At 48.4% G+C, this 23227-nt stretch carries 20 protein-coding genes; 5 read left to right on the top strand and 15 right to left on the bottom strand.

Features of this window, described 5'->3' with window-relative positions; translation table 11 throughout:
- Positions 1-380 precede the first annotated feature (380 nt).
- The 15 genes from IDJ77_RS14720 to IDJ77_RS14650 all read right to left on the bottom strand — a co-directional run bounded on the left by IDJ77_RS14720 (position 381) and on the right by IDJ77_RS14650 (position 14825).
- On the bottom strand, positions 381-2594 hold the full coding sequence (locus tag IDJ77_RS14720) for a TonB-dependent receptor (protein ID WP_191189732.1): 2214 nt from the start codon (positions 2592-2594) through the stop codon (positions 381-383).
- Positions 2595-2598: 4 nt separating this feature from the next.
- Positions 2599-3924 carry a HupE/UreJ family protein gene (locus tag IDJ77_RS14715; RefSeq protein WP_224751109.1) on the bottom strand — a complete coding sequence of 442 codons (1326 nt, stop codon included), beginning with the start codon at positions 3922-3924 and terminating at the stop codon, positions 2599-2601.
- A 7-nt stretch (positions 3925-3931) separates the two neighbouring features.
- Positions 3932-5074 carry a DUF3500 domain-containing protein gene (locus IDJ77_RS14710; protein WP_191189731.1) on the bottom strand — a complete coding sequence of 381 codons (1143 nt, stop codon included), beginning with the start codon at positions 5072-5074 and terminating at the stop codon, positions 3932-3934.
- Between the two features lie 127 nt (positions 5075-5201).
- Positions 5202-5894: a pirin family protein gene (locus tag IDJ77_RS14705; RefSeq protein WP_191189730.1), complete on the bottom strand. Its 693-nt coding sequence runs from the start codon at positions 5892-5894 to the stop codon at positions 5202-5204.
- The gene (locus IDJ77_RS14700; RefSeq protein WP_191189729.1) at positions 5891-6394 is read right to left on the bottom strand and encodes a hypothetical protein; all 504 of its coding nucleotides are present in this window, start codon (positions 6392-6394) and stop codon (positions 5891-5893) included. Before IDJ77_RS14700 ends, IDJ77_RS14705 begins: the two co-directional genes overlap by 4 nt.
- A 16-nt stretch (positions 6395-6410) precedes the next feature.
- The gene (locus IDJ77_RS14695) at positions 6411-7148 is read right to left on the bottom strand and encodes a dioxygenase family protein (RefSeq protein ID WP_191189728.1); all 738 of its coding nucleotides are present in this window, start codon (positions 7146-7148) and stop codon (positions 6411-6413) included.
- A gap of 122 nt (positions 7149-7270) precedes the next feature.
- A complete protein-coding gene (locus IDJ77_RS14690; RefSeq protein WP_224751108.1) occupies positions 7271-8044 on the bottom strand; it encodes an oxygenase MpaB family protein in 774 nt (257 codons plus the stop codon).
- Positions 8037-8435 carry a ribosomal maturation YjgA family protein gene (locus IDJ77_RS14685; RefSeq protein ID WP_191189727.1) on the bottom strand — a complete coding sequence of 133 codons (399 nt, stop codon included), beginning with the start codon at positions 8433-8435 and terminating at the stop codon, positions 8037-8039. Before IDJ77_RS14685 ends, IDJ77_RS14690 begins: the two co-directional genes overlap by 8 nt.
- Complete coding sequence (locus IDJ77_RS14680) at positions 8432-9016, bottom strand: hypothetical protein (protein WP_224751107.1); 585 nt, start codon at positions 9014-9016, stop codon at positions 8432-8434. The genes IDJ77_RS14685 and IDJ77_RS14680 overlap by 4 nt, the downstream gene beginning before the upstream one ends.
- An 88-nt stretch (positions 9017-9104) precedes the next feature.
- Complete coding sequence (gene xrtN / locus IDJ77_RS14675) at positions 9105-10460, bottom strand: exosortase N (protein WP_191189726.1); 1356 nt, start codon at positions 10458-10460, stop codon at positions 9105-9107.
- A 156-nt stretch (positions 10461-10616) separates the two neighbouring features.
- Complete coding sequence (locus IDJ77_RS14670) at positions 10617-13127, bottom strand: XrtN system VIT domain-containing protein (RefSeq protein WP_191189725.1); 2511 nt, start codon at positions 13125-13127, stop codon at positions 10617-10619.
- Between the two features lie 50 nt (positions 13128-13177).
- The gene (locus IDJ77_RS14665; RefSeq protein WP_191189724.1) at positions 13178-13480 is read right to left on the bottom strand and encodes a winged helix-turn-helix domain-containing protein; all 303 of its coding nucleotides are present in this window, start codon (positions 13478-13480) and stop codon (positions 13178-13180) included.
- Positions 13477-14088 (bottom strand): hypothetical protein, encoded by a 612-nt coding sequence (locus IDJ77_RS14660; protein WP_191189723.1) that lies wholly within the window; start codon positions 14086-14088, stop codon positions 13477-13479. The genes IDJ77_RS14665 and IDJ77_RS14660 overlap by 4 nt, the downstream gene beginning before the upstream one ends.
- A gap of 155 nt (positions 14089-14243) precedes the next feature.
- Entirely contained in the window at positions 14244-14465 is a 222-nt protein-coding gene (locus tag IDJ77_RS14655; protein WP_224751106.1) for a helix-turn-helix domain-containing protein, read from the bottom strand.
- 99 nt (positions 14466-14564) lie between these two features.
- Positions 14565-14825, bottom strand: a complete 261-nt coding sequence (locus IDJ77_RS14650) for a helix-turn-helix domain-containing protein (protein ID WP_191189722.1) — start codon at positions 14823-14825, stop codon at positions 14565-14567.
- A 522-nt stretch (positions 14826-15347) separates the two neighbouring features.
- Here IDJ77_RS14650 and IDJ77_RS14645 point away from each other — a divergent pair.
- The 5 genes from IDJ77_RS14645 to IDJ77_RS14625 all read left to right on the top strand — a co-directional run bounded on the left by IDJ77_RS14645 (position 15348) and on the right by IDJ77_RS14625 (position 23199).
- Complete coding sequence (locus IDJ77_RS14645; protein ID WP_191189721.1) at positions 15348-16034, top strand: NUDIX hydrolase; 687 nt, start codon at positions 15348-15350, stop codon at positions 16032-16034.
- Positions 16035-16178: 144 nt separating this feature from the next.
- Positions 16179-17078, top strand: coding sequence for an NUDIX domain-containing protein (locus IDJ77_RS14640; RefSeq protein WP_191189720.1), 900 nt, complete (start codon positions 16179-16181; stop codon positions 17076-17078).
- Positions 17079-17080: 2 nt separating this feature from the next.
- Positions 17081-18496, top strand: a complete 1416-nt coding sequence (locus tag IDJ77_RS14635) for a nicotinate phosphoribosyltransferase (protein ID WP_191189719.1) — start codon at positions 17081-17083, stop codon at positions 18494-18496.
- 2 nt (positions 18497-18498) lie between these two features.
- Positions 18499-19410: a ribose-phosphate diphosphokinase gene (locus tag IDJ77_RS14630; RefSeq protein ID WP_191189718.1), complete on the top strand. Its 912-nt coding sequence runs from the start codon at positions 18499-18501 to the stop codon at positions 19408-19410.
- A 1077-nt stretch (positions 19411-20487) separates the two neighbouring features.
- Entirely contained in the window at positions 20488-23199 is a 2712-nt protein-coding gene (locus tag IDJ77_RS14625; RefSeq protein WP_191189717.1) for a PQQ-dependent sugar dehydrogenase, read from the top strand.
- Positions 23200-23227: the final 28 nt, after the last annotated feature.

Raw genomic sequence — 23227 nt, 5'->3', positions numbered from 1 at the left:
ATGCTAATAATAAAACCACCCCTAAAAATTCAATTAACATGTTGGTTTTTATTTAATATTCAAATCATTTGTACTTGCGCATCCAAAAGAGTGCCGAAAATTTGCGCCGAAAACAAAAACCATCTTTAAACAATTTAAACGCCGTTTTTTATTTTCTCACCAAATTTTTCACCACCAATACCCTTCCCAAAACGGGACGGTACTTTCAAATTGAACTGTTTTAACAAGCTATCAGGTTTATTTTCTCAGGAATTGGTTAGCCTTGTTTTGCTGTTCAAAATACTATGCATACATACGATTTATTTATCAATAAGTTTTATTTTTTTATTTATGCCAACCAGTTGATCGCCTGGTAATCAAACTCCTCCAGTTAAAGCGTTTTAAAACTTAACGGTAATAAGCCCCTTAATATTAAAAGGCGTTCCGGGTGTAAAATGGATCTCGGTAACCGGGGCGGCTTCGTTTTGCAGGCGCGAGGTGGTGGCAAACTGCGTTTCGTTCCAGGCGGTGTTGAAGATATTTTCGGTAACGATACCAAAAGTGAATCGTTTCCAGGTATAATTAACGTTGGCATCTGTAATAAAATAACTTTTGGCAGTAATGGAATTATCCTCATTAGCCGGCCTGCTTGCCAGGTACCGCGAGCGGATACTGCCCGAAAATTTGCCCAATTGCTTAACACTCAATCCACCGGTAAAAGTAAACCTCGGCGCCAGCGGGATGTAGTCCTCCCCTTTTGCTTCATCCAAAGCGCGGGCATGGGTGTAGGTAGCATCGCCGTTTAAAAACAGCCAGTTGGTAAGTTGGTAACGCAGCCCAAGGTCTATCCCCTTACGGGCGGTGCGGCCACTGGGTTCTACCACGCCTTCGTCGCCAACATAAACAAACTCCTGCTGCAGGTACAGGTACCACAGGGCAGCGTTCAGTATCAGGCGCGGGGCGGGTTTCCAGGTGGTGCCCAGGTCGGCACCGTAGGCCGCCGGTAATATTTTGTAGCCTTGCTGCGCTACAACTACGCGGGTGTCGTTGCTATGAAAGCCTTTGCCAAGTTTCAGAAAAAATTGCAGGTCCTTACTTTGGTTGTATAAGAAGTTAAGTTTCGGGCTCAGAATAGCTTTCCCGTCTGAAGCTGCCGGGCTCCCCGCCAACAAGTGGTCGGCATATTTAAAGTTCAGGTGATCAAACCGCAGGGCGGGGTTTATCATCAGCTTACCCATCTCAATTTCGGTATTTAAAAAACCATAGGTGTTGGTTTCGTTCACATCGCCCAGCATCATGTTTTGTAGCGTTGTGCTGCGGTTGGCGGTGTGTGATAACTCAATATTATTCACATCATCATACCTTAGGCCCGTGCCGGCTTGTATGGTAATATCGGTATTGGCAAGCCTATAAACTTTATTTAAAACCGATTCGAAACCGGCAATATTGCGATTTTCCTTCTGCCTTATCTGATCGCCGTTCACCGGATCGTTTAAAAAGAAGGTGAAGTTGGAGTACAGCTCAAAATTATACCGGCTGTAAAAAGCAGAGCTTTTTAGCCAGGTGGATGAGTTGAAGTATTTATTGTAATGCAGATTTACGTTACTGCGGCTTGTTTCGCCCCCCTCCTTGCTATCAATAGCACCAAAGCGGGTGATGAGCCCTTCGTCGACCGCGCGCTGCGGGATCTGGCCGGACGCATCCCATTTACTGTTAAAATACGAGGCAGATACGGTCAGTTTATCTGCATTGGCAAAGTTGAGGGTGTATTTGCCAAACAGGTTTAAGCGGGTAAAATCCTGCGGGGCTTCAAAATAGTTATCGGTACGCAGGTAATCTACCGCCACATAGGCTGCCTGTTTTTTGGTGTTGAGCAGGTTGAACAAACCCAGTGTTTTATAGGTATTGAATTTACCCGTCTCAAAAGTTACCGAGCTGTTATCCAGCCTGTCTTTAGTGCTGAAAGCCACATAACCCGCGGTTGCGAGGTTGCCTTTTGCTGCATGGTAAGGGCCTTTATCAAAATCTACCTGGCCAACGGTTTCGGGTATCACAAAGTGCAGATCGGCATAGCCCTGGCCGTGCCCGTGGCTCACCATATTCACCGGCATATCGTCAACGGTAATATTAATATCAGTGCCATGGTCGAGGTCGAACCCACGGAGGAACAACTGCTCGGCCTTGCCGCCGCCAGCGTGCTGCCCAATGAACAAGCCAGGCACCCTGCGCAACAGTTCCTGCGAGGAATTTACCGGGTTTGTTTGCACATCAACCGCCGAAACCGATGATAAATGGTTAATGCCTTCGGATACGATAACCTCGTTAAGCTGGAATAAAGAAGTGGCCAACTGCATATTGAGCGTTGATTGCTTATAGGCGATAATAATGGCTTGATACCCCACATGCGATACCTTGATAGAATCGCCCGGCTTATTATTCTTCAGCAGATACAAGCCCGATTCATCGGTATGTGCATGGTTGCCGGTGCGCAGGTTAAACAGGTAAACACCTTGTAAAGGCAATGCGCGTTCGCCGGTAATTTTACCGCTTAGGTTTTGTGCCGAGGCTTTTTGCAATATCAATAAACCCAGGAATACGAGGTAAAGGTATTTCATCTGATCAGCCCAGCGCGTTTTGCCTGCGAGGCGCAAAGAAACTAAATACCGCCGCAATTGCCAAAATAAGTACCAGCCATTGCGCATACCCCGCCGCGGCCATTACTGCTGAGCCAACAATGTTTGGTTTATCTGTTATCCGCTCAACCATCCAGCCTACCGAAGCTGTGCCTGCGGTTATTGCGCCACCAACTCTTAACCCTTTATAAAGATTGTTATAGCTGAGGATGATCAACCAGGGGATTATGATAGCGATGATAAAAAGCTGCATCAGCTCGATACCTAAATTGAAGCCCAATATGCTCAGCGCCATACGGCCGGCATCGAGGTTTAAATTTACCAGCGTTTCGGCAAAGGCCATGCCGTGGACGAGCCCGAAGCCTGCGGCTATATACATCTCCTTGCCCGGGAAAATGGGTTTGTACGCGTGTATGGCCGATATTAAAATACTCAGCGCTATTAAAATTTCTATTGGCCTGCCGGGGAAACTAAAAAGGCCGGTAGCACCTATTAGTAACGTAACAGAATGCCCCGCAGTGAAAGCAGTGACTATTTTAAATATGCGCACCAGGCTGTACCCTACCCCACCAAATTGGCCCCATTGTTTGCGGGTTACCAGCAACGTGGCAGGCAATAAAAGGGTGAGCAGGAAAAGCAGGTGATCGGTACCCTCTTTAATGTGCTGCATACCCAAACCCAGCATTGCGGTAAAACCCGTCCACAGGCTGCCCTGCTGTATATTTACCTGCAGGGGCAGTATTTTATTGGTGGGCACATCCATCCTAACCACACCAACCTGGTAAGGATGGTTTTGACTAAGCCCGTTATCCCAATCCTGCCTAACTGATACCAGTGCGAAATGCGACACCACCTGGTGAATGATCACATCGTAATTCAACGTAAAATTGCGGGTACTGTTCCCATCGGTTGGGATGAGTACCAGGTGTACGGTAAGTTCTTTGTAGGGCCCGCTTTCGCTTTGCTGAACGGGCTGCACCAGCATATCCTGCAGGCTAACGGCCCAGTTCCTTCCGTCGGAACCAACAGGATGCACATGCTGCAAAATATAGGCTTTCAGCTGCGTACCTAAGCGCTCAACTAATTTATCAGAGTTGCGATTTACATCATGCCCGAATGCCAGTTCCAGTTCATTTAAGGGGAGCTGGAGTTCTGCGGTTACCATTTGGGGCTTAATATCAAGCAGCACTACCGAATTGGGCATAGGGTGCGCAACCGCTTTTAGTAAACCAATAACCATAAGGGAAAGGGTTAGTATAAACAGCCGACCGTGGTACACGGTGCGGCTGTTTTTGCTGGTCTGGATATGCATTTGATCGTTAGAAAGTAAAGTTATTCCCGTAATCGCGTACATGGTCTCTGTAAATGCTATGATAATGAATTTGGCTGGTATATACAACACCGCTTTGGCAAACAAACTCTATCCAAATGCTTGGCCCGTCTATCCTTACGTAGTCGGCATTGGATATCAGGAAGGTACCCGCGCTGCCACTTGTACCACCCGAACTGCCCGAGTAGGCGATGTATGTATTATCCATTTCGCTGCTGTAAGTGGCTAATAAGCTGGTAGCGGTTGCATCATCAACATTGCTTCCCCATTGTTTTATGGCGGCCAATACCAATGCTTTTTGTGCCGATGTAAAAGTACTTGCGGCTACACCCACTTTAGTGGCAGGGAACTTCCCATCCGAGCCCGGCCCTAAAACCACATCGCTAAAGGTGCTTGATAATTTAGCACTGGCCAACTGGCTGCTTGTTAATGATGCCAGCATAGCCGCCATGGTTGATTGGTTGGCGGCTAAAGGCGCGTAAGTAGTTGTGCCGCTGGTCCATGTTTTTGGTTCAACGCCTATAAAAAATGGCGATGCACCGGTGATAACGCCGGCACTTACCGTAATGTTTACCGCCAGGTGATGGCCGCCAAATTGCAGCTGCCAGGTACCGGTTGTAGTTGGCGTACCTAAAAATGAGATAAAATAAGTGCCCGATGAATAACCGCTGCGCTGCGTGCCTAACACGTCGTCGGCTAATAAGATCTGCATCGCCTGGTCGTACCCGGTGCCGCTAACGGTACCCATGGCGGCTTTTACAACAGCTTTGGCATTTGCTAATTGCGTTGTACTTAGCGTACTCAACTGGATCCCCACCCTGCAGGACGATCCGCATGGCAGGTTAGACCACTTTACGGCGTCGGTTTTGTTATAAGTAAGTACAGTTGTTGCCTGCTGGGTGGTGCTTAAGCTGCTGATAAAGCTGGTAGCCGCGCAAACAATCTGTTCTACTGTAGTACCGGTGCAGGTTGTTGTTGCTGCGTCTGTACCTGTAGTGGAGCCGGATGTAGTAGTTGTTGTGGTGGTGGTAGTAGTTGTACCATCGGTAGTGGTGCCGGTTGTAGCGCTATCCTTTGAGCAGGATGATGCCGCCGACAATATCACAGCGAGTAAAATGATGCGTTTTTTCATGTGTTTAATATTTAAGTCAATAGTTTATTTCAGAACAATGGGTCGAATATCCATAAGTGTAACAGGTTTGTGACACTTGTATCGACCAATAGCAGTATTGTGTCGGTAAAGAAATTGGGGGTCTTGTCTATTTTAATTCGAGCAGCAGCAATATGGCGTTATTGCTCAGCGCTTCGGCTTCAATGGTGCCGGCATCCCAAAGGGCCAGTCCATCGTGCTGGTGTAAAAGGCGGTTTTGTAGTTCAAAAGCGCCCGCTATTACAAATGAGAAGATTTTACCCGATGCTTCGGCAAGTTGGTATACCGCTTCCTCCCTCCCGGCGAACCTGCCAATATGCGCCTTAAAGGGCAAAGCCGGGCTATCTATTACCGGGACGAGCTGGTTGGGCCGTTCCTCCAAATCGAAAGTAAAACGTGCGGCTGTACCGGCAAACAATCCATCACACCTGATCTCTATACGCAGATAATTTATCCAGTTGGCAGGGTACGGATTGGAGATCTTAAACTCGCTGCCTGCTATCAGCGGTACCATCACTGCCTCGCCCGGTTCCAGCTCCAGCCAGCGGGAGTTATCGGTATAGGTGACGGAGCCGGTTATAGGCATCAGCAGCAGGTAATTATTATGCAGCGCCTGTTGTTTACTTACCGAACCTGCCGATAACACCTCATCATTCAACGTGTATAAGTTGCCAAAAGGCTCTTTATCACCGTTATTAAAATCACCGAAATTAAAGGTGGAATAGCATTGCTGCGTGGCATCTTCGGCGAGCCCACGCTGATCTGCCAGAAATATCTTGCCGGGCGATAATGCTATGCTCATGCCATTTCGGTAATGCTGTAAATACTCAAATATGGCTGCAATTGCATCATATGGGTTAAAACTTCGCCTGTTTCCTGCCCAAACGGCGCCAGCAGCAGGTAATTATCAATGGTGCCATACCATATCATCGGTTCCGAAAAAAAGCTGACAGCAACCTGGTGTTTCTCCCGTTGATCAAAATGCGAGTTGATGATCTCGAAGTGGTAGGTTTTGAATTTGATAAACCTTCTGCCAAGGTTATTCAATATATCGGGTACTACTTCGTTCAGCTGTTGTATGTAGCCGGTTATGGCGGGGCCAACCATCTGGTTTATCTTTTTAGCTTCGGGCACCTCGTGTACCAGTTCGGCGAAGGATGGGTATTGCTTTACCTGCGCAAAGTTTTGCACCTGCAGCCTAAACTCGGCATAGCTATCCTCCAGCACAAACTTATCCCAGGGTTTGGTTGCGCTGCTGTCTATTATTTTGCGATAACAAAGTTTGATGGTTGATTTTCCCATGGCAGATAACGGATGATTATGCCGGTACGGCCATTACAATGCTTAAGGCAAAGCCATCAGTTGTGTTGCCCGTTACGGAGGCCATTTCTAAACTGGTGCCATCGCTAAACACATTATCGCTTGCGTTATAAGTGTAGCCCGAAAAGCCCTTGCTGTATCCCCCAACGGCTGCCAATGCGGTGCCGCTGCCTTCCGGGAAAGCTATTTGGGTAACTTTTAACGATGTGCCCGATGCATTGTAGATATGCACATGAATGTGCGTTGCGCGGCCGGTATACCAGCCCGGGAAAATACTGGTAAAGGTTACCACACCCGCAGAATTGGTTGTTTGCCTGCCGCGTAAAAAATGTACCGACTGATAATTTGTTGACTGCGAGCCCGAACCGCCGTACTCGGAGTAATTCCCTTCGGCATCGCAATGCCATATATCTACCAGGGCGTTTGCAACCGCGTTGCAGTTATCGTTGTAATTGGTAATGGCTATGCTCACCGTCATTTTATAGCCGCTGCGGCCATCGGTAATATCACTGCGCACGTATGAGGCCGGCGCTTTGGTTGGATAAGGCCCATCTGTTTCGGTTTGGATAACGCTGCAAGTACCGCTGCCTGATGTGCCTGTTGTAGTACCGGTAGTTGTGCCAGAGGTACTTGTAGATGTGGTAGTTACGTCTGCATCCTTTTTGCAGGCCTGCAGCAATATCGAAGACGATACACTGCCCACCAATAAACTCTTTAAGAAATTCTTTCTTTCCATGATATTACCTCCAGATTAATTGTGATATAATTTATTGATCCGAAAGTATGGTGGCGGGCAGAAGATCTGTTTGGTGTGTCGATTAATAGCAGGTATGTGCCGATGAATAATGAGATAACAAGCTACCACACATCCATTTCGCGGATCTGGCTCTTGTAAGCGGGCGGCAGGATGGCCTCTTTAAGCAAACCATGTAAACCCACCAAGCGGCTTAGTTTGTAAAAGCCGATAACGGGGCGCAGGTAGGATATGCTGTAGATAGGCAGCAAGCGCTTCGCTTCATCGGGTACAATCAGTAATTGCACCTGCTTAAGCAACTGGTAACGCGCTGGCCCCAGGTGTTTTTTGTATTGTTTAAACAGATCGGTGGTAAAATCGCATTTGATCAAATCAGCTTCGAGATGCTCTGTACGAACGGTGAGCCAGTGCTGATAGTTGTAAGGCATATCCTTTAACCCCATACGCAGGCCCATGCGGTAAAAAACCTCAAATACCTCCTCTTTTTCCTCATCAGATAAGGGCCGCTCCAGCAACTCGAATGAGCGTACCGAATAATCAATCAGCATAAAAAGCACATCCCGGTAGGCCCAATCGGGGATCGGTGCGCCACGTGCCTGCTCTACGCCATGGTGGATGGCGTTTATTTTATCGATGGCTGCCAGCGCGCCATCATATTCTGAAAAGATGATCATGCGCCCGTAAGCCACGGTGGAGAACAGCCTGCCCAGTGGGTCGGCGGGGAGGCGACCGGTAAAGTACAGCCAGTCAACCGCCTTATTCAGCGCAAATTCCGCCGCCGAGCCGGCAAATATAAACAGGATATTATCGGCCTTGCTCCATATCTCGCGCACTATCGAACCTTCCGCCACAAAGTATTTCATCCCGGTATTATCCATTTTTTTTAGCTACTTGTTTTAAACCGGCCAGCCAGGTCTCCACCATTACCACCAATACCATGCCCAGCGTGTAGGCAAGCAGATCTTCCCACTTAAAGGTGGTTCCCAGTAAATTGCGTGCTATTGCCGAATTCTCCCAGCCCAGTTTGTAGATGAGATGATAATATTGGGCAATTTCCACAACGTACGAAAGAATAAGCACGCCGACTGCCGTTGCCCATAAGTTGCTCTTGATGAATGCCTTAATGGCGCAATAGACCAATATCACCACCAAAAAATCGCCGCCGTAGGGGCGTATAATGCTATCGTGTACAAAATTGGCTATCAGCACCTCCACATTGAAAAGCACGGCCGCCAGTGCGAAATAATACTTATTAAACCTAAATTTCATAGTCCGTTGCGGTTAAACTGTTGCAATTTTTTAATGTTTATATAGCTGATATACAGCGGAATAATACCGATCACCCCGAAAGAACAATCCACCAGCGTCCAGAAGAAGGGGATGTGGCGGATAGGCCCCATAACGATGGCAAGCGGCAATATAGCCGCGCAGGCGATCATCCCGAACTCTATCACCCAAATGTTTTTAACAGGATCGCGCAGTGGGCCAACAAACAGCACGGCCAGCATGATATGGGCAAAGGCCAGCCAATCGGTGCCATAGCTGAGGAAGGGATAAGCGCGGTTACTTGCCTTAACACCCTGGTATACAGTTTCTATCCAGGTGTGCATAAATTCCGGCGCGGCACCGCTGAGATTGGACAGCAGGTGCAACTCTGTTTGCAAGGGGAAGGCGGTTATCCCGCTGAGGAACAGCCCGGCTATCATTATTTTAATGCAGGCTTTTATCCGCCTCATGGTGCGGTTGTAGTTGACCGTGCGGGCCAGCTTCAGCGGGTTACGGGTGCTTTCGATATGCCTGCTAAAGTGGGTGCCGGTATCAGCAAATTGGGTGGTTTGGAGTGTTTTCATGATTTTTTATTGCTAAAATTTGCGTGTTTTTACCTAAATATTCAAAAAAAAGGGTTGCTTTTATGCCCTTTAGGGCACGTTTTTAGCGTTATTTTTTGCTTCCATTTTTTTTATAGGATTTTTTTTTGAAAATATCCAGGACGGTTAATTCTTCAATTTTCTGTTTTAGTTTTTGGGGCGAGGAGGCGTTCACATTTACCAAATAAAACTGTCCATCATTTTTGGCGGCGGCCCAGCGCCAGGTAAACTGGTTTACGGTTTTTAGCTGGCCGTTATCAAACCACCAGGCGGCGTAGATGCGGTCGGTGTTTTTAACGAGGGTGGCAGTATAAAGCCCGTGCCCGCCAATGGTTTCCCGGCGGATACTTTTGAAAGCGTAGCCGCTGCCCACCCAGCAGATCATCGGGTCGTGCTCGGGGGCGTAAAAGGCGGTTGGTTTGAGGTAGATGAGCGCGTCCTTATTTTCAAACTTCATGATGCCGCCGTCTAGCTGTTTTTTTTGGTAACCAGCCAGTTGGATCTTATTGGTTGAGGCTACCAGCGTATCAGCCTTTACTAAATGGCTTGCTACAAATAGCATAGCGGCCAGCAGGGCAATATGTAAAAATGGGTAGCGGATCCCCTGTTTTTGTTCAGTTACCGGCTTTGCAATGCCAGCTTTGCCAAACCATACCAGCAAGGGTTTGATCCCCAGCAACAGGGGTGCCAATACATAAATAAGCAAACACCCTATACCCACAGCATCGTGCAAAAAAGTGCCCGGCATAATTTTAAATGCCACCAATAGCAGGATCCTGAAAAAGTTGCAAACCACGTTAAGCGCCACGGTTAGGGTGCAAAGCAAGGCGAGCCACTTAAAGCTGAGCATTCTACCGCTTTGCTTTTGATACCAGTTGAGCACAAACAAACCTATCAGTACCGACGTCACCAGCATATTCAATCCCGCGCAGGCCGGGTCTACCGAGAACTCGTAATTACCCAGTACTATCTGGTTCCCGGCAGCGCTGGCGGGTATACCCCCGGCGCTAAGCACATCCGCCACCCTTTCGCTCAGCCAAAGCCGCACCGGGAACTCGCCCAGCCGGGTAAAATGCCCAAACACCGGCGATATCAGTATGATTAAAAGCAACAGGCTATCGCCCATCCGGCCTATGCTGTTCTCTATCAGCAATAAAACTACAAACAGCATCGCCACAAAAAACAAAGTATTTACGGGCAGCACTACCGCCAGCCCGGTAGCCAGTACTGCCGGCAGCAGGTAACGCAGACTGTAGCGTGTTTTATCCGCTTTGCATATATAAGGTATCAGTAATAGCCCCATCACCAGGTTGGCATTCCATATCAAATACCCGGGCACAAACCATAGCGCCAACACAAGGTATGCCAGCCCGAAGATGGCTACCGGTTGTACTTTATATGGTGTTTTGAGTTGGATGGTTAGCATGGTGTTTTGTTTATTACAATTTTCAAATGTCATTGCGAGCGATAGCGCAGCAACCTCAGTATATCCGCTTGTCCTCTGAGGTTGCCACGTCGCTCCACCGCTCATTGCTTTCCCGCCGCTCCTCGCAATGACATGGAGGTAGATTGGTTTGCTACTTTACCACTGCGGCACCGCTTTTTTCCTCTTATAAATAAAGGTGCCCACTATTATAGCTGCCAGTATTATCAGCATCCACTCCTGCGGCTCGGGTACGGCACCGGATGATTTCATGGAAGCGTTTTTGAGGCTGTTCTTATTTTCATCGATCCCAAAACGCTCATAATCCTTCGCCGTTTCCAGCACGATCATGCTGGATACCGGCGATACAATGTAACCCTGCTCCGCTTCGGCGATTGTTTGGGGCTGCACGTAATCATGACGGAAGTAATCGGCACCGACTTTTTTCATGATATCGTTATAAGCGAATAGGCGCAGCAGGTGGTCGGGTGCTTCCGTAGTTTTCTGCCCCGGCGCTTTTTGGATTATCAGCCCGGCATTATCAATTACCACGGTGCTATCGTTCTCCTGGTTGCGTACAAATTGGTGTTTATTCAGCAGGGCAGATAATTCCTCAGTTGTGCCATCGGCGTAGCCAAATACCCGCAGCTCTTTCAGCGCTTTTAAATACGGGGTAAGCTCGCTGCCGATATTATACAAGCGGATATGTTTCGGCGTTTTTAAATAGTTAGTGAGGTCCGCGGCAAGGCCGCTGCCTTCCAGATCGCCCAGGTTGGGCGATGCATCGCCGCCTTTGGTTATCAGCAGGGCGCTCTCGGGCATCCTGATCTCATTCAGCGGGAACAGGCTAAAGTTTTGGCTGCCCAGCGTTTCGTATAAACCGCCTAGGTTACCATCAGTTACCTTTATCAGCTTATCGTAATACACGTATACCGGCAGGCCGTGCAGGCTTGTGTAAACCGCTTTAAATTCCGCCGCCGTCCAGGCGCGGTTCACATCCAGGTAAACCGCCGAGGGGGCAAAATTTTCGTACTGCTGCTGATAGTCGCTTACCCTATAGGCAGTATCGGCAAAAGCAAAAGCGGTGTTTGCCAGCGGCGGCGCATCGCAGCTAATTTTCCAGCCGGGTTCGTATGGCCTGTCGGCGGTGTAGGTGTCGCCTTTTTGTTTAAAAATAGCGGGGAGATCTAAATTTATCGGCTTGCCGCTAAAGCTCAGCTGCAGGGTTTCCAATGCCGATGTAGCGAAAGGTCCGTCGAACCAGGCATTCTCATAAACCAGTCGTTTACCTTCCAACCTTAGCGGACTGGTGATCCCTATCCTGAATTTGCGATTCTCTTCGGTGCCGCAGGGGAACACACGTACCGAAATAGTGTTGCCCTCCTGCCAGTGCACTACAGAAGGATCGTGCCGCTCTACACCTACAATGGTTTTATATGCCGAATCTGCCTTGGCTTTGGTGGTAAGCCTTGACTTTTCTTCCTTGCCGTTGATCCATAGCGATAGGGAGCTTATTACCGAACCCTCCGGCAGATGAAAGGTATAAATAGCCTCCTGGTTGCTCCATTTGGATTGCGAGTTATTACGGATGCTGAGCGTTTTTTCGGTATAGGCGAGGCGATATTCGGGGTAGAGTTTTACGTTGCTGATCACGCTGATGGTTTGGAGCATATCTCCGCTCCAAAGCCTGTCCTGTGCCTGGTGGCGGCTGTTGTACATAGCCTTCAGTATATTGATGCGCTCGGTCTCGTCCAGGTTTGGCTTTTCAAAAAACAGGGTAGCCAGCACCACCAGCGGATCGTGCTGCTTGCGCTCGTCGAACGACTGGCTCGGCATCCCCCCGAAAAAGAAATTACCCGTTGATGAAACCTCGTGGTACACCAGGCCTGCTTTGAGGATTCGCTCGGCTACCGGCGATCTGTCTATCGCCCTGCTTACGGCTACCCAGGCAGGCAGTTTACCCTCGTTTAGCGTGTTTTGGTTGATGATGAGGTTGATCTGTTTGTTTTGCTGGTTCCAGCAAAACAGGAACACCCCTGCAGCGATAAGCGGCAGTACGAAGCCCGCAATAGCGGTATACAGCACCGCCTTATCGGCACGGCTGGCCCTGATGATGATAACTACTGTGAGGATACCCATGTACAGCGGCACAAAAGTATGCAACGAAATGCCGATTGCCAGGATGCCGATAACACTGAGCAAATACAGCGGCAGCAGATAAAAAGCGTAATAAGTAAACAGCAACAGGGCGCCCCCTAATAAAAAGAAAATGAAGTATTTGGGGATGCCGCTGAGCCGGTTATAGCGCATGGCCAGCAGCAGCGTTATGGACGAGGCGACTATCCAAATGCTGAGCCAATCGGTACTATCATCAAACACGTTCATCTCGCGGTTGAGGGCAAAGGCGCTGATAAACCAAAGCACCAGCATCACCACCGTATGCTCGGCTTTACCCAGCGAATACCGCCAGCCATGCTTTTGAATGGTGACTACCCACAAGGCCAATAAAAAACCTATTGATATTAAATAGTTGCCTGCGAAAGCGCCTAATTCGGAATTGGAATGCCCGTACATCCCTGTTAATACGAATAAAATGGCCGAAAAAGCGATAAGCCCCAGCCCTGCTGTAGTAAGCTTATCCTCGTGTAAGTAAGTGCTGATGTTTTTCATTTTTGTTTTATAAAAGTACTTTGAAATTCAAAGTTTAATGGTAAAAAAAATTATACTTTCTGCTGCCTTATTAAATTTTCAAGTTCCTGCAGGTGTTTTTTAAAGGCCTGTACGCCCAGTGCCGATGCTACATAGCGGGTGTTTGGCTTGCGGCCTAAAAAAGATTTGTTCACGGTAATGTACTCCTCCTTTTCCAGCGCCTTCAGGTGCGATGCCAGGTTGCCGTCGGTAACATCCAGCAGTTCCTTCAGCGAATTAAAATCGTAGCTTTCATTAGCTACCAGCACGCTCATTATTTGCAGGCGTATACGGTTCTCAAAAGCTTTATCAAAATTGGTTAAAGTAACTTTCACCTGTCGTATTTAAAGTGCATAATAGTACCGTACAAAATGTGCAGTACGCCAAAGCCAAAGGCCCAAAAAAACAGTCCGTAGCCCGGGAAAGCCGCTGCCAGTAAACCCAGCGCAATATCAAAAATTCCCAGCCATTTTACATCGCCAAAAGTGTATTTACTTGCCGCTACTAAAGCCAACCCGTAAAAAATTAATGTACACGGGGCAATCACTACGTAAAAACCACGCTCCAGCATAATAAGGCAGAAGATACCGCCGGTAGCCAGGGGCAGTGCGCCATTCAACAACAACGATTGACTGCTTTGGTTCCACACGCTTTGTCCTTTTTTGTGCGCCTTACGCACGGTAAGCAGCAAACCGGTAGCTACCGAAAACACCAGCACCGCGGCTGCAAGCAAAAATAACTGGTTTACGATAGCTTCATCGTACACTATATTGGTAGATGTACTGTACCCGGTATATAAAAGCTTGTAGCCCATCCATGCGCCAATAAGGGCGTAGATACCGGCCATTACACCAGACAGCCCGCTGAGGGAAATAAACCTGGTGCTCCGCTCCATAATGTTGCGGATGGAACTGATCTCGTCAATTAAATCTTTATCTTCCATGTAAAGTACTTTGTTATTCAAAGTAATGAAATGAAAATGATATGTGCAAGGAGATTTGAAAATATTTTTTGGAGGGAGTAAGGTAAACCCGGGTAAAGGGATTTCAAAGAGGGTTCGGGTCGGGTAGACAAGCAGTTCTTCTGCCGCGTGCGTTGTTAAGCCACCTGCAAAACTGGTTTCAACATATCGTATACATCCATCTCCAGCGCGTCGCAGAGCTCTACAAGGCGCTCAATAGTAACGGCTGTATAACCGAGCTCGAGCTTGCTGTAGGCGTTTTGCGACATGTTTAATTTATACGCGATATACTCTTGCGTATAGTTCAGCTGCAATCTGCGGCTACGAATAGTCATAGCCAGTAATTTTCCGTTAAACATGTGTATTTGTCGTTATAATTAATAATACTAACCGTATATTAAACAATTAGTTTTCAATGATCTACGAAATTTATAACACCACGGTTTTAGCTGCTGATATTATGTTAGCGGCGCAACCTCTTCTTTGCGGTCCTGGTTTAAACTTTGGCGATACAGGGCCAGCATATCAGCCATATCCATCTCCAGTGCTTCGCATAAAACAATAAACTTCCCCAGCGTAATGCCGGTTTGCCCCAGTTCCATTTTACTGTAAGCGTTTTGCGACAACTCTAATCTACCGGCAACATAATCCTGTGAATAATTCAGTTGCATCCGGCGCTCGCGGATAACCGTCGCCAACACTTTTCCATTGTATTTCATAAAAGTAACCAAGCACGGGCGGCTTATTATTAATAATAAAGGCTTAGGTATTTGCGCCCGCAATTGCATTTACGAAATTAACTAATAGGTAGTTTTTGTTCTTAAAACAAATAGAAGTTATACGGAAGAAGCTCCCCTGCCCCACACAGCCTTGCCGCTCGTTGGGGTACATGGCGAGATAGCAGGATAGTGGTCGCAATGGCAAATGCAATTATTCGGTCGCGTTTCTCTTAGATTAAAAAAAACGACCTACAGGGAGCGAAAAAAGTTTACACAATTTCAATGTCAACTTTTGTAAATGCCTAACAACAAATTAATTATATTTTTTAGGGTTAACATCAAGTGCCTGCGTAATTTACCTGCTGGTTAATGTTGATGGCGGACCGTGCAGGACATACCTGTTTGTAGAAAGCAATGGCAGTGGTGCTTGGGTTCACACTGCTCCCCGCGCCGAAATGCAAGTTTCCCTTTCGGCGCAATTTCCCTCTTTGCTCACATCCCCCTTATTGATACATTTGCAATATGGCCGTTTCGCAAAATATAAAAGTTGCTGTAGATGCTGTAGTATTTGGTTACACGTCCAAAGAGGGGCTTTCTGTGCTGCTCATTAAACGCAATATCCCGCCTTTTAAGGATGCCTGGGCACTCCCCGGGGGCCTCGTGGGCGACCTCGAATCGTTGGAGGACGCCATCCACCGCGAACTGAAGGAAGAAACCGGCATTAGCATCAACTACCTCGAACAGCTTTATAGTTTTGGCCAGCCCAACCGCGACCCGCGTAACCGGGTGATCTCCATCACCTACTATGGCCTGGTAAAACCCGATGCCTTTGAGTTACATGCCGATACCGATGCCGCCGATGTAGCCTGGTTCAATATCAAAAACATCCCGCAACTGGCTTTCGACCATGCAGAGATCATCCAAACCGCCCACGACCGTTTAAAAAACAAGATCCAATACCAACCGCTTGGCTTCGAACTGCTGGAAGAAAAATTCCCCTTTTCCGAACTGGAGAAGCTATACACCACCGTACTCGATCGCCCTATCGACCGCCGCAACTTTAAAAAGAAGATCACCGGCTTCGGCTTTTTAGAAGAAACCAAAGAGAAGCAACAACTAACCGGCGCAGGCCGCCCCGGCAACCTCTTCCGCTTTAACGAAGAAAAATACTTCCGGCTGAAAAAAGACGGCATCACCTTCGAGGTCTGATTTCCCTTACATTCAAAGCACATCTCATGGTCGTGGTGTACCTGCCAAACCACCACTTTGTCCCTCCATAAAAATAATTGAAAAAATAATTTGCGTAATTAAAACACATATTTATATTTGCGTATAATTAACGCAAATTAGAAAATGAAAACCGCAGTTATTATCGCCCGCTTTCAAACCCCATACCTGCACCAGGGGCATCAGCAGCTTATCAGCCAGGTGATGGAAAAGCATGATAAATTGATTATTATGCTGGGTGTTGGTCCGCTAACCGGCAGCCGCAAAAACCCTTACGATTATTACACCCGCGAAAAAATGATCAAAACCAGCTACCCTACCGTGGTAGTGTTACCGGTAAGCGATCACCCGAGCGATACGGTATGGTCGGATAACTTGGATACCCTGCTCAAAGGCGTTTTCCCAAACGAGCAATTTTGCCTTTATGGCAGCCGCGATAGCTTTATACCCTATTACGGCGGCCGGTTTGAAACTGTAGAACTGCCCGAACATGGCGATTATAACGCCACCGAGCTGCGCAAACAGTACGCCGATAAGGTTTTCGATTCTAACGACTTCCGTGCCGGCATTCTTTACGCGTTGTACAACCAATACACCAAAGTTTACCCAACGGTAGATATCGCCATGTTTCGCAATAATAAAACCGAGATATTGCTGGGGAAAAAATCCATCAACAACAAATGGCGCTTTATAGGTGGTTTTGCCGACCCGGAGGACGCTGACTACGAAAGCGCCGCCAAACGCGAACTGACCGAAGAGGCCGGCGAGATGGAGAGCACCGCCATGCAGTACGAAACCTCCGCCAAAATAAACGACTGGCGCTACCGCAGCGAAGCCGATAAGATCATCACCCTGCTGTTCAGCTGCGAGCATATCAGCGGCGAGCCAAAGGCACAGGACGATATCATCGACCTTGGTTGGTTTAAACTGGCCGACCTGCCTCAAATGATCGCTGATGAGCTCATCAGTAACGAGCACGTTGCAATGTTTACTTTCATCATTAATAAATACCTAAACAACAAATAGCCATGAAACGCGAAAATTTGATCCTGTTGGCTGATGCCTACAAATATGCCCACCATAAATTATACATGCCCGGCACCACCAGCATCTACAGCTACCTGGAAAGCCGTGGGGGCATGTTCAACCAAACGGTTTTTTTTGGGCTGCAATATTTTTTAAAGGAATACCTGCAAGGGCCCGCCTTCACCCAGCAGGACCTGGACGAAGCCGCCGACTTTTTGCCACAGGTTTTTGGCCGCGATGATGTGTTTGATAAAAGTAAGTTCCAATATATTTTAGATAAGTACAACGGCCACCTGCCCGTTAAGATAAAAGCTGTTGCCGAGGGTACCACCGTATCCACCGGTAACGCCCTCATGACGATAGAAAATACCGACCCGGAGTGCTACTGGCTCACCAACTTTTTAGAAACCCTGCTGATGCAGGTATGGTACCCCTGCACCGTAGCTACTTTAAGCAGCGAGGTACGCAAAGTAGTAAGGCAATTTTACGCCGAAACCGCCACCGAAGGCAGCGAGGCGGGGATAGATTTTGTGCTGAACGATTTTGGTTTCCGTGGTGTAAGCAGCGTAGAAAGCGCAAAACTTGGGGGCGCGGCGCATTTGCTTAGCTTTAGCGGCAGCGATAATTTGGCAGCATCTGTAATGGCAAAAAACTATTACGCTGCCCGAAAAGTTTACGGCCTCAGCATCCCGGCAACGGAGCATAGTATTTGTACGCTGCTTGGCCAGCAGGGCGAATTGGAGGTATTTAAACACATCCTCGACACCTTCCCTACAGGCACCATTGCCTGCGTAAGCGATAGCTACAACATCTTCCGCGCCTGTGAAGAATACTGGGGAGAGGAATTGAAACAACAGATCCTGAACCGCGAAGGTACCCTCGTCATCCGCCCCGATAGCGGCGACCCGGTGATGACCGTGCTGCGTATTTTCGAGATCCTGTTCAGCAAGTTCGGCTATACCGTAAACGCTAAGGGCTACAAAGTACTGCCCCCGCAGATCCGCGTGATACAGGGCGACGGCGTAAACTACGAGGCTATTAAAGTAATGTACCAAAGCTTAAAAGACAACAACATCAGCGCCGAAAACCTGGTACTGGGCATGGGTGGCGCATTGCTGCAAAAGGTAGACCGGGACACCCAAAAATTTGCATTAAAATGCAGCAGCGCGGTGGTTGGCGGCAAGCAGATAGGCGTAGAAAAACACCCCACCGAACTGGATGCCGAAGGCAACCTTACCCAAAGTTTTAAAAAGAGTAAGGCCGGCAGGCTTAAACTGGTAAAAATTAATGGCATCTTTAAAACCGTAAACCAGCAGGATAACCCCGGCCTGGCCGACGAGCTGCACACCGTGTTTGAGAACGGCGCATTAATTAACGAGCTGAGTTTTGAGCAGGTAAAAGCCAATTTAAAACAATAAACATGAAAAAGATCCTTTTCCACATCAAAGCATATGAGTATTTGGCCGAAAAAATGCTGGCCTGCAGCTATCTGGAACGCGGCGAAGTAGAGGTAAACACTTTTACAGATGGTGAACGCTACCAGCGCATCCTGAGCGAAGTGGAAAATCGCGACATTATTTTGCTGGGCGGCACCGTTAACGACGAAGCCACACTGGAACTGTTCGACCTGGCATCATCGCTGGTAAGTTACGGCGCCAATTCCTTAACGCTTATTGTGCCTTACTTTGGTTATTCTACTATGGAAAGGGCGGTATTATCCCAGGAAATAGTTACCGCCAAAACCCGGGCCAGGTTGTTTAGCGCCATCCCGCGCAGCAACAAGGGCAACCGTATTTACCTGTTCGATCTCCACTCCGAAGGCATACAATATTACTTTGAGCATGGGCTGTACCCGGTGCACGTTTACTGCAAGGATATTGTGATAGATGCGGCCCGGCAATATGGCGGCGATAACTTTGTAATGGCCAGCACCGATGCAGGCAGGGCCAAATGGGTAGAATCGCTGGCGAATGATATGGGTGTGAACGCCGCTTTCATCCTCAAACGCCGCCTCAAAGACGACCATACCGAAGTAAGCGCCATTAATGCCGATGTATCGGGCAAAACCGTCATCATTTATGATGATATGATCCGGTCGGGAGGCAGCATAATCAACGCGGCAAAAACCTATAAAGACGCCGGCGCTGCCGATATATATGTGATATGCACCCACGGGTTGTTTGTGAACGATGGGCTGCAAAAATTAAAAAACTGCGGCTATATTAAAAAACTCATCTGTACCGATTCGCACATCAATACCCAAAACCTAAACGATGATTTTATAGAAATAAGAAGCATTGCCGGGCTTATTTGTAAGGCTATTAAGGCATAGCGGCGGAGGCATTAGATTTGGTTCAGCCTTGGCGGCCGGTTTCCCTTCAAGCGGTTGGTAGAAGCGGGCTTTCCGTACAATCGGGTTTAGGTGGGGCGGGGCTTGTGGTTTGGCCTGCCCAAATTACGCACCTCTCCGCCTCGTCTTTGCGAGGCACGAAGCAATCATCGGCAGGATGAGTTTGCGGTTTGTGAAGCGGTGTGGAGGATTTGCTCAGCGGCTCTGCATACGGACGACAGGTGAGGGCGCTAGCGGCAGCGGGAACAATTAAATCAAAAAAGCACCTTTCTTTGCTTGTTCTAAACTAGTCCCGATTTGTTCGACAAATGCCTCAAACTCCTCGTCTTGAGTAACATTTTTTAGAGTACAGCCAGCGTGTTCGTCCAACGGTCCCGAGATGATATCTCCAGAATTTAGTTCATTAGAATTCAAAAACCGTGAAACTTCCGTCGGAAAGCTTAACTGCATACATTCCGCGGTTATGGTTTAAGATAACAATTTGTCCCTGTGGCATTGGTTAACAATTTAAGCGTGTAGTCTCCAAAAATAAAGATTTAATGTTAAGGACTCAAATTTGACTTGCAACACGAGTTAGCACGGCTTGGGGCGAAATAAAAAAAAACGCCCAGTCAGGCGTCCACGCCTGACTGTATAAATTGGTCAGCGTCCACGCTGATGTGTTTGGCTTTTCCCTAATCCACCGCTACCCGCAAGCGAGGACGCTTACCAATGTTTCCAACCAAGCGTTGACGCCTGGTTGGGCGTTTAATATTCAAAAGTGTATATATACACTTTTGAATATATACACCATAGCTCAAACCTCCCCCACCTAAACCCGATTGGCGGAAAAGCCCGCTTCTATCAGCGGCTTGTACAGAAACCTGCCTGCCGGCAGGCAGGGCGGGGCCGAACCTAACCCAAACGCCACTGCACCTGCTTTTCAAAACCCTCATCTTCCCAGTCATTCCACCCTCATTTAGTGAAATTAACTAAATAAAATTGTTACATGTATTTATACTAAAAATCGCTACTTTGGCTAAATCAATTTACTCAGCTAATCATCTCACATTACCATACATGTTTAATCCTAAAAATCTTTTAAAAGCGCTGCCTGCGTTTTTGATATTATCCCTTTGCGCCGCGTTTGCCGGGGCACAAACCGCTAAGAAACCCGAGGACAACCGCTTCACTAAAGTGGTGCTGGCGCAGGGCGTGGAAGAGCCGATGCAGTTCCAGATAATGAAGGACGGCCGCGTGATCTACGCCGAACGCAAGGGCAAAATAAAACTGTACACCCCTGCCACCAACAAAATTACCGTAATAGCCGACTTTGCCGTGAGCACCAAATACGTAGACAAAAAAGGCGAGGTAAGCGAGGGCGAAGACGGTATGCAGGGCATTATCCTGGACCCGGATTACGATACCAACCACTGGATCTACGTGTACTACGCGCCCGCCGGCGATGTGGCCAAAAACACGCTGGAGCGCTACACCTGGCTGGGCAAGGACATACTGCGCGATACCAAAAAAACGGTGCTTGATGTACCCACCCAGCGCGAGGAATGCTGCCACGTTGGCGGCGGTATGCTGTTTGATAAGGATAAGAACCTGTACCTGAGCACGGGCGATAATACCTTCTCGCGGGCGAGTGACGGCTTTAGTCCGCTGGATGAGCGGCCTGGCATGTCGCCGGAGGATTCGCAGAAATCATCGGGTAACACCAACGATCTGCGGGGTAAGATCCTGCGCATCCACCCGGAAGCGAATGGCCCTTACACCATCCCGGCGGGTAACCTGTTTGCCCCCGGCACGCCAAAAACCAAACCCGAAATTTATACCATGGGTAACCGTAACCCATGGCGCTTAACTATTGATAGCAAAACCGGCTGGCTGTACTGGGGCGAGGTTGGCCCCGATGGCTCTAAAGACGATTTTGAAAAACGCGGTCCGCAATCTTATGATGAGTTTAACCAGGCCAAAAAGCCGGGCAATTACGGCTGGCCTTATTTTGTGGGCGATAACAAAGCGTACCGCAAGTACGATTTCGCTACCAAGCAATCGGGCGAGCTGTTTAATGCCGAGCACCCCGAGAACCACTCGCCAAACAATACCGGCCTCACCGAACTGCCACCTACCACCGCTGCCTTTATCTGGTATGCCAAGGGGGTAAGTGCGCAGTTCCCGCTGATGGAAACCGGCGGTAATAGCGCGGTTGGCGGCCCAATTTTCCGCAAGGCCGATTTTAAGAATGCCAAACGCCCCTTCCCTGATTATTATGAGGGCAAATGGCTGATTACCGACTGGGTACGCGGCTGGGTGAACGTAGTAGAGATTGGCGAGAACGGCGAATACAAATCCATGGAACGCTTTCTGCCCGAGCTGCGCCTGCGCGGCCCTATTGACATGAAATTCGGCCCCGAGGGCGACCTTTACGTGCTGGAATACGGCAACGGCTACTTTAAAAACAACCCCGAAGCGGAGCTGATCCGCATAGAATATAATGGCGGCAACCGCAAGCCACAGGTGCAGGCAACCGCCAACAAAGCAGCCGGTGCGCTGCCGCTGACCGTGGCTTTGTCATCAGCGGGAACCAAAGATTTCGATGACGACGACGTGCTTACCTACGACTGGAAAATTACCAAAGGCGGCAAGCCCTTTAAAACTTTCAAGTCGCAAAATCCATCGGTAACGTTTACTATGCCGGGCGTTTACAAAGCAACCCTTACGGTTACGGATCTGAAGGGATCGAGCAATAGCAAATCGCTTACGGTAAAGGCCGGTAACGAGCCGCCTGTTGTTGCGGTAACGGTTACCAAAGGCAACAGCAGCTTCTTCTTCCCCAACAAAACCATCGCCTACAAAATAAACGTAAGCGATAAGGAAGACGGCAGCCTGGCCAACAAGCGGATCCCGGCTTCGCTGGTATCGGTGAGTGCGAATTATTTGTCGGAGGGGTACAACATGACGGCTATCGCCCAAAAACAACAGGGCGTTGATGCTACCGCGAGGTACGCGGCGGGCATGGCGCTCATTGCCAAAAGCGATTGTAAATCCTGTCACTCGGTAAAGGATAAGGTGCTTGGCCCATCCTTTATCGCGGTAGCCAAAAAGTACAAAAACAACCCATCGGCTGTTGCTACGCTGAGTAATAAGATTAAAAATGGTGGTTCGGGCACATGGGGCCATGCGGAGATGCCCGCCCACCCTGCTATGTCGAACAATGAATTGGGCAGTATCGTACGTTATATCATGAGCCTCGGCACGCCGCAAAAAGTACAGAAATCGATGCCGGTAACGGGCTCGTACACTACCTCGGTACCAAAAGGCGAGAATGATAACGGCAGCTATATATTCCGCGCGGCTTATACCGATAAAGGCACGGCCTCGGCAGCGGCCTTAACTACCGAGAATTTGCTGGTGTTGCGTGGTTCACTGTTAACCCCATCACAAGCAAACGATGCCAAAGAAATGGCCTACAATCGCGACAGTACCATTGTGGTAGTAAAAACGCCGGGCGCTTACCTTAAATTCAACAAGATAGACCTGACCGATATCAAAAACATCGAACTAAAACTCCTCCCCCGCGGCCGCGCAACAGATCCGCCGGGAACGGTGGAGATCCGCCAGGGCGCGGCAGATGGTAAAGTGGTTGGCAGCTTCACCGGCAGCTACATAGGCTTGAACACCCTAAAGATCCCGGTAACCGGTGGCGAGGGTAAGGAAGACCTTTATATTGTCTTTACCGGCAACCCTGCGAGGCTGAACGGGGTGAAGTTTAATAATGAATAGCTGCTAGAAGCAAGACTTTAAGACATAA

It is taken from the genome of Mucilaginibacter pankratovii (assembly GCF_014773265.1).
GTDB classification, from domain to species: Bacteria; Bacteroidota; Bacteroidia; order Sphingobacteriales; family Sphingobacteriaceae; genus Mucilaginibacter; species Mucilaginibacter pankratovii.
The sequence above is the reverse complement of the archived record's forward strand: the minus strand, read 5'-3'. Positions and strand labels throughout refer to the sequence as shown.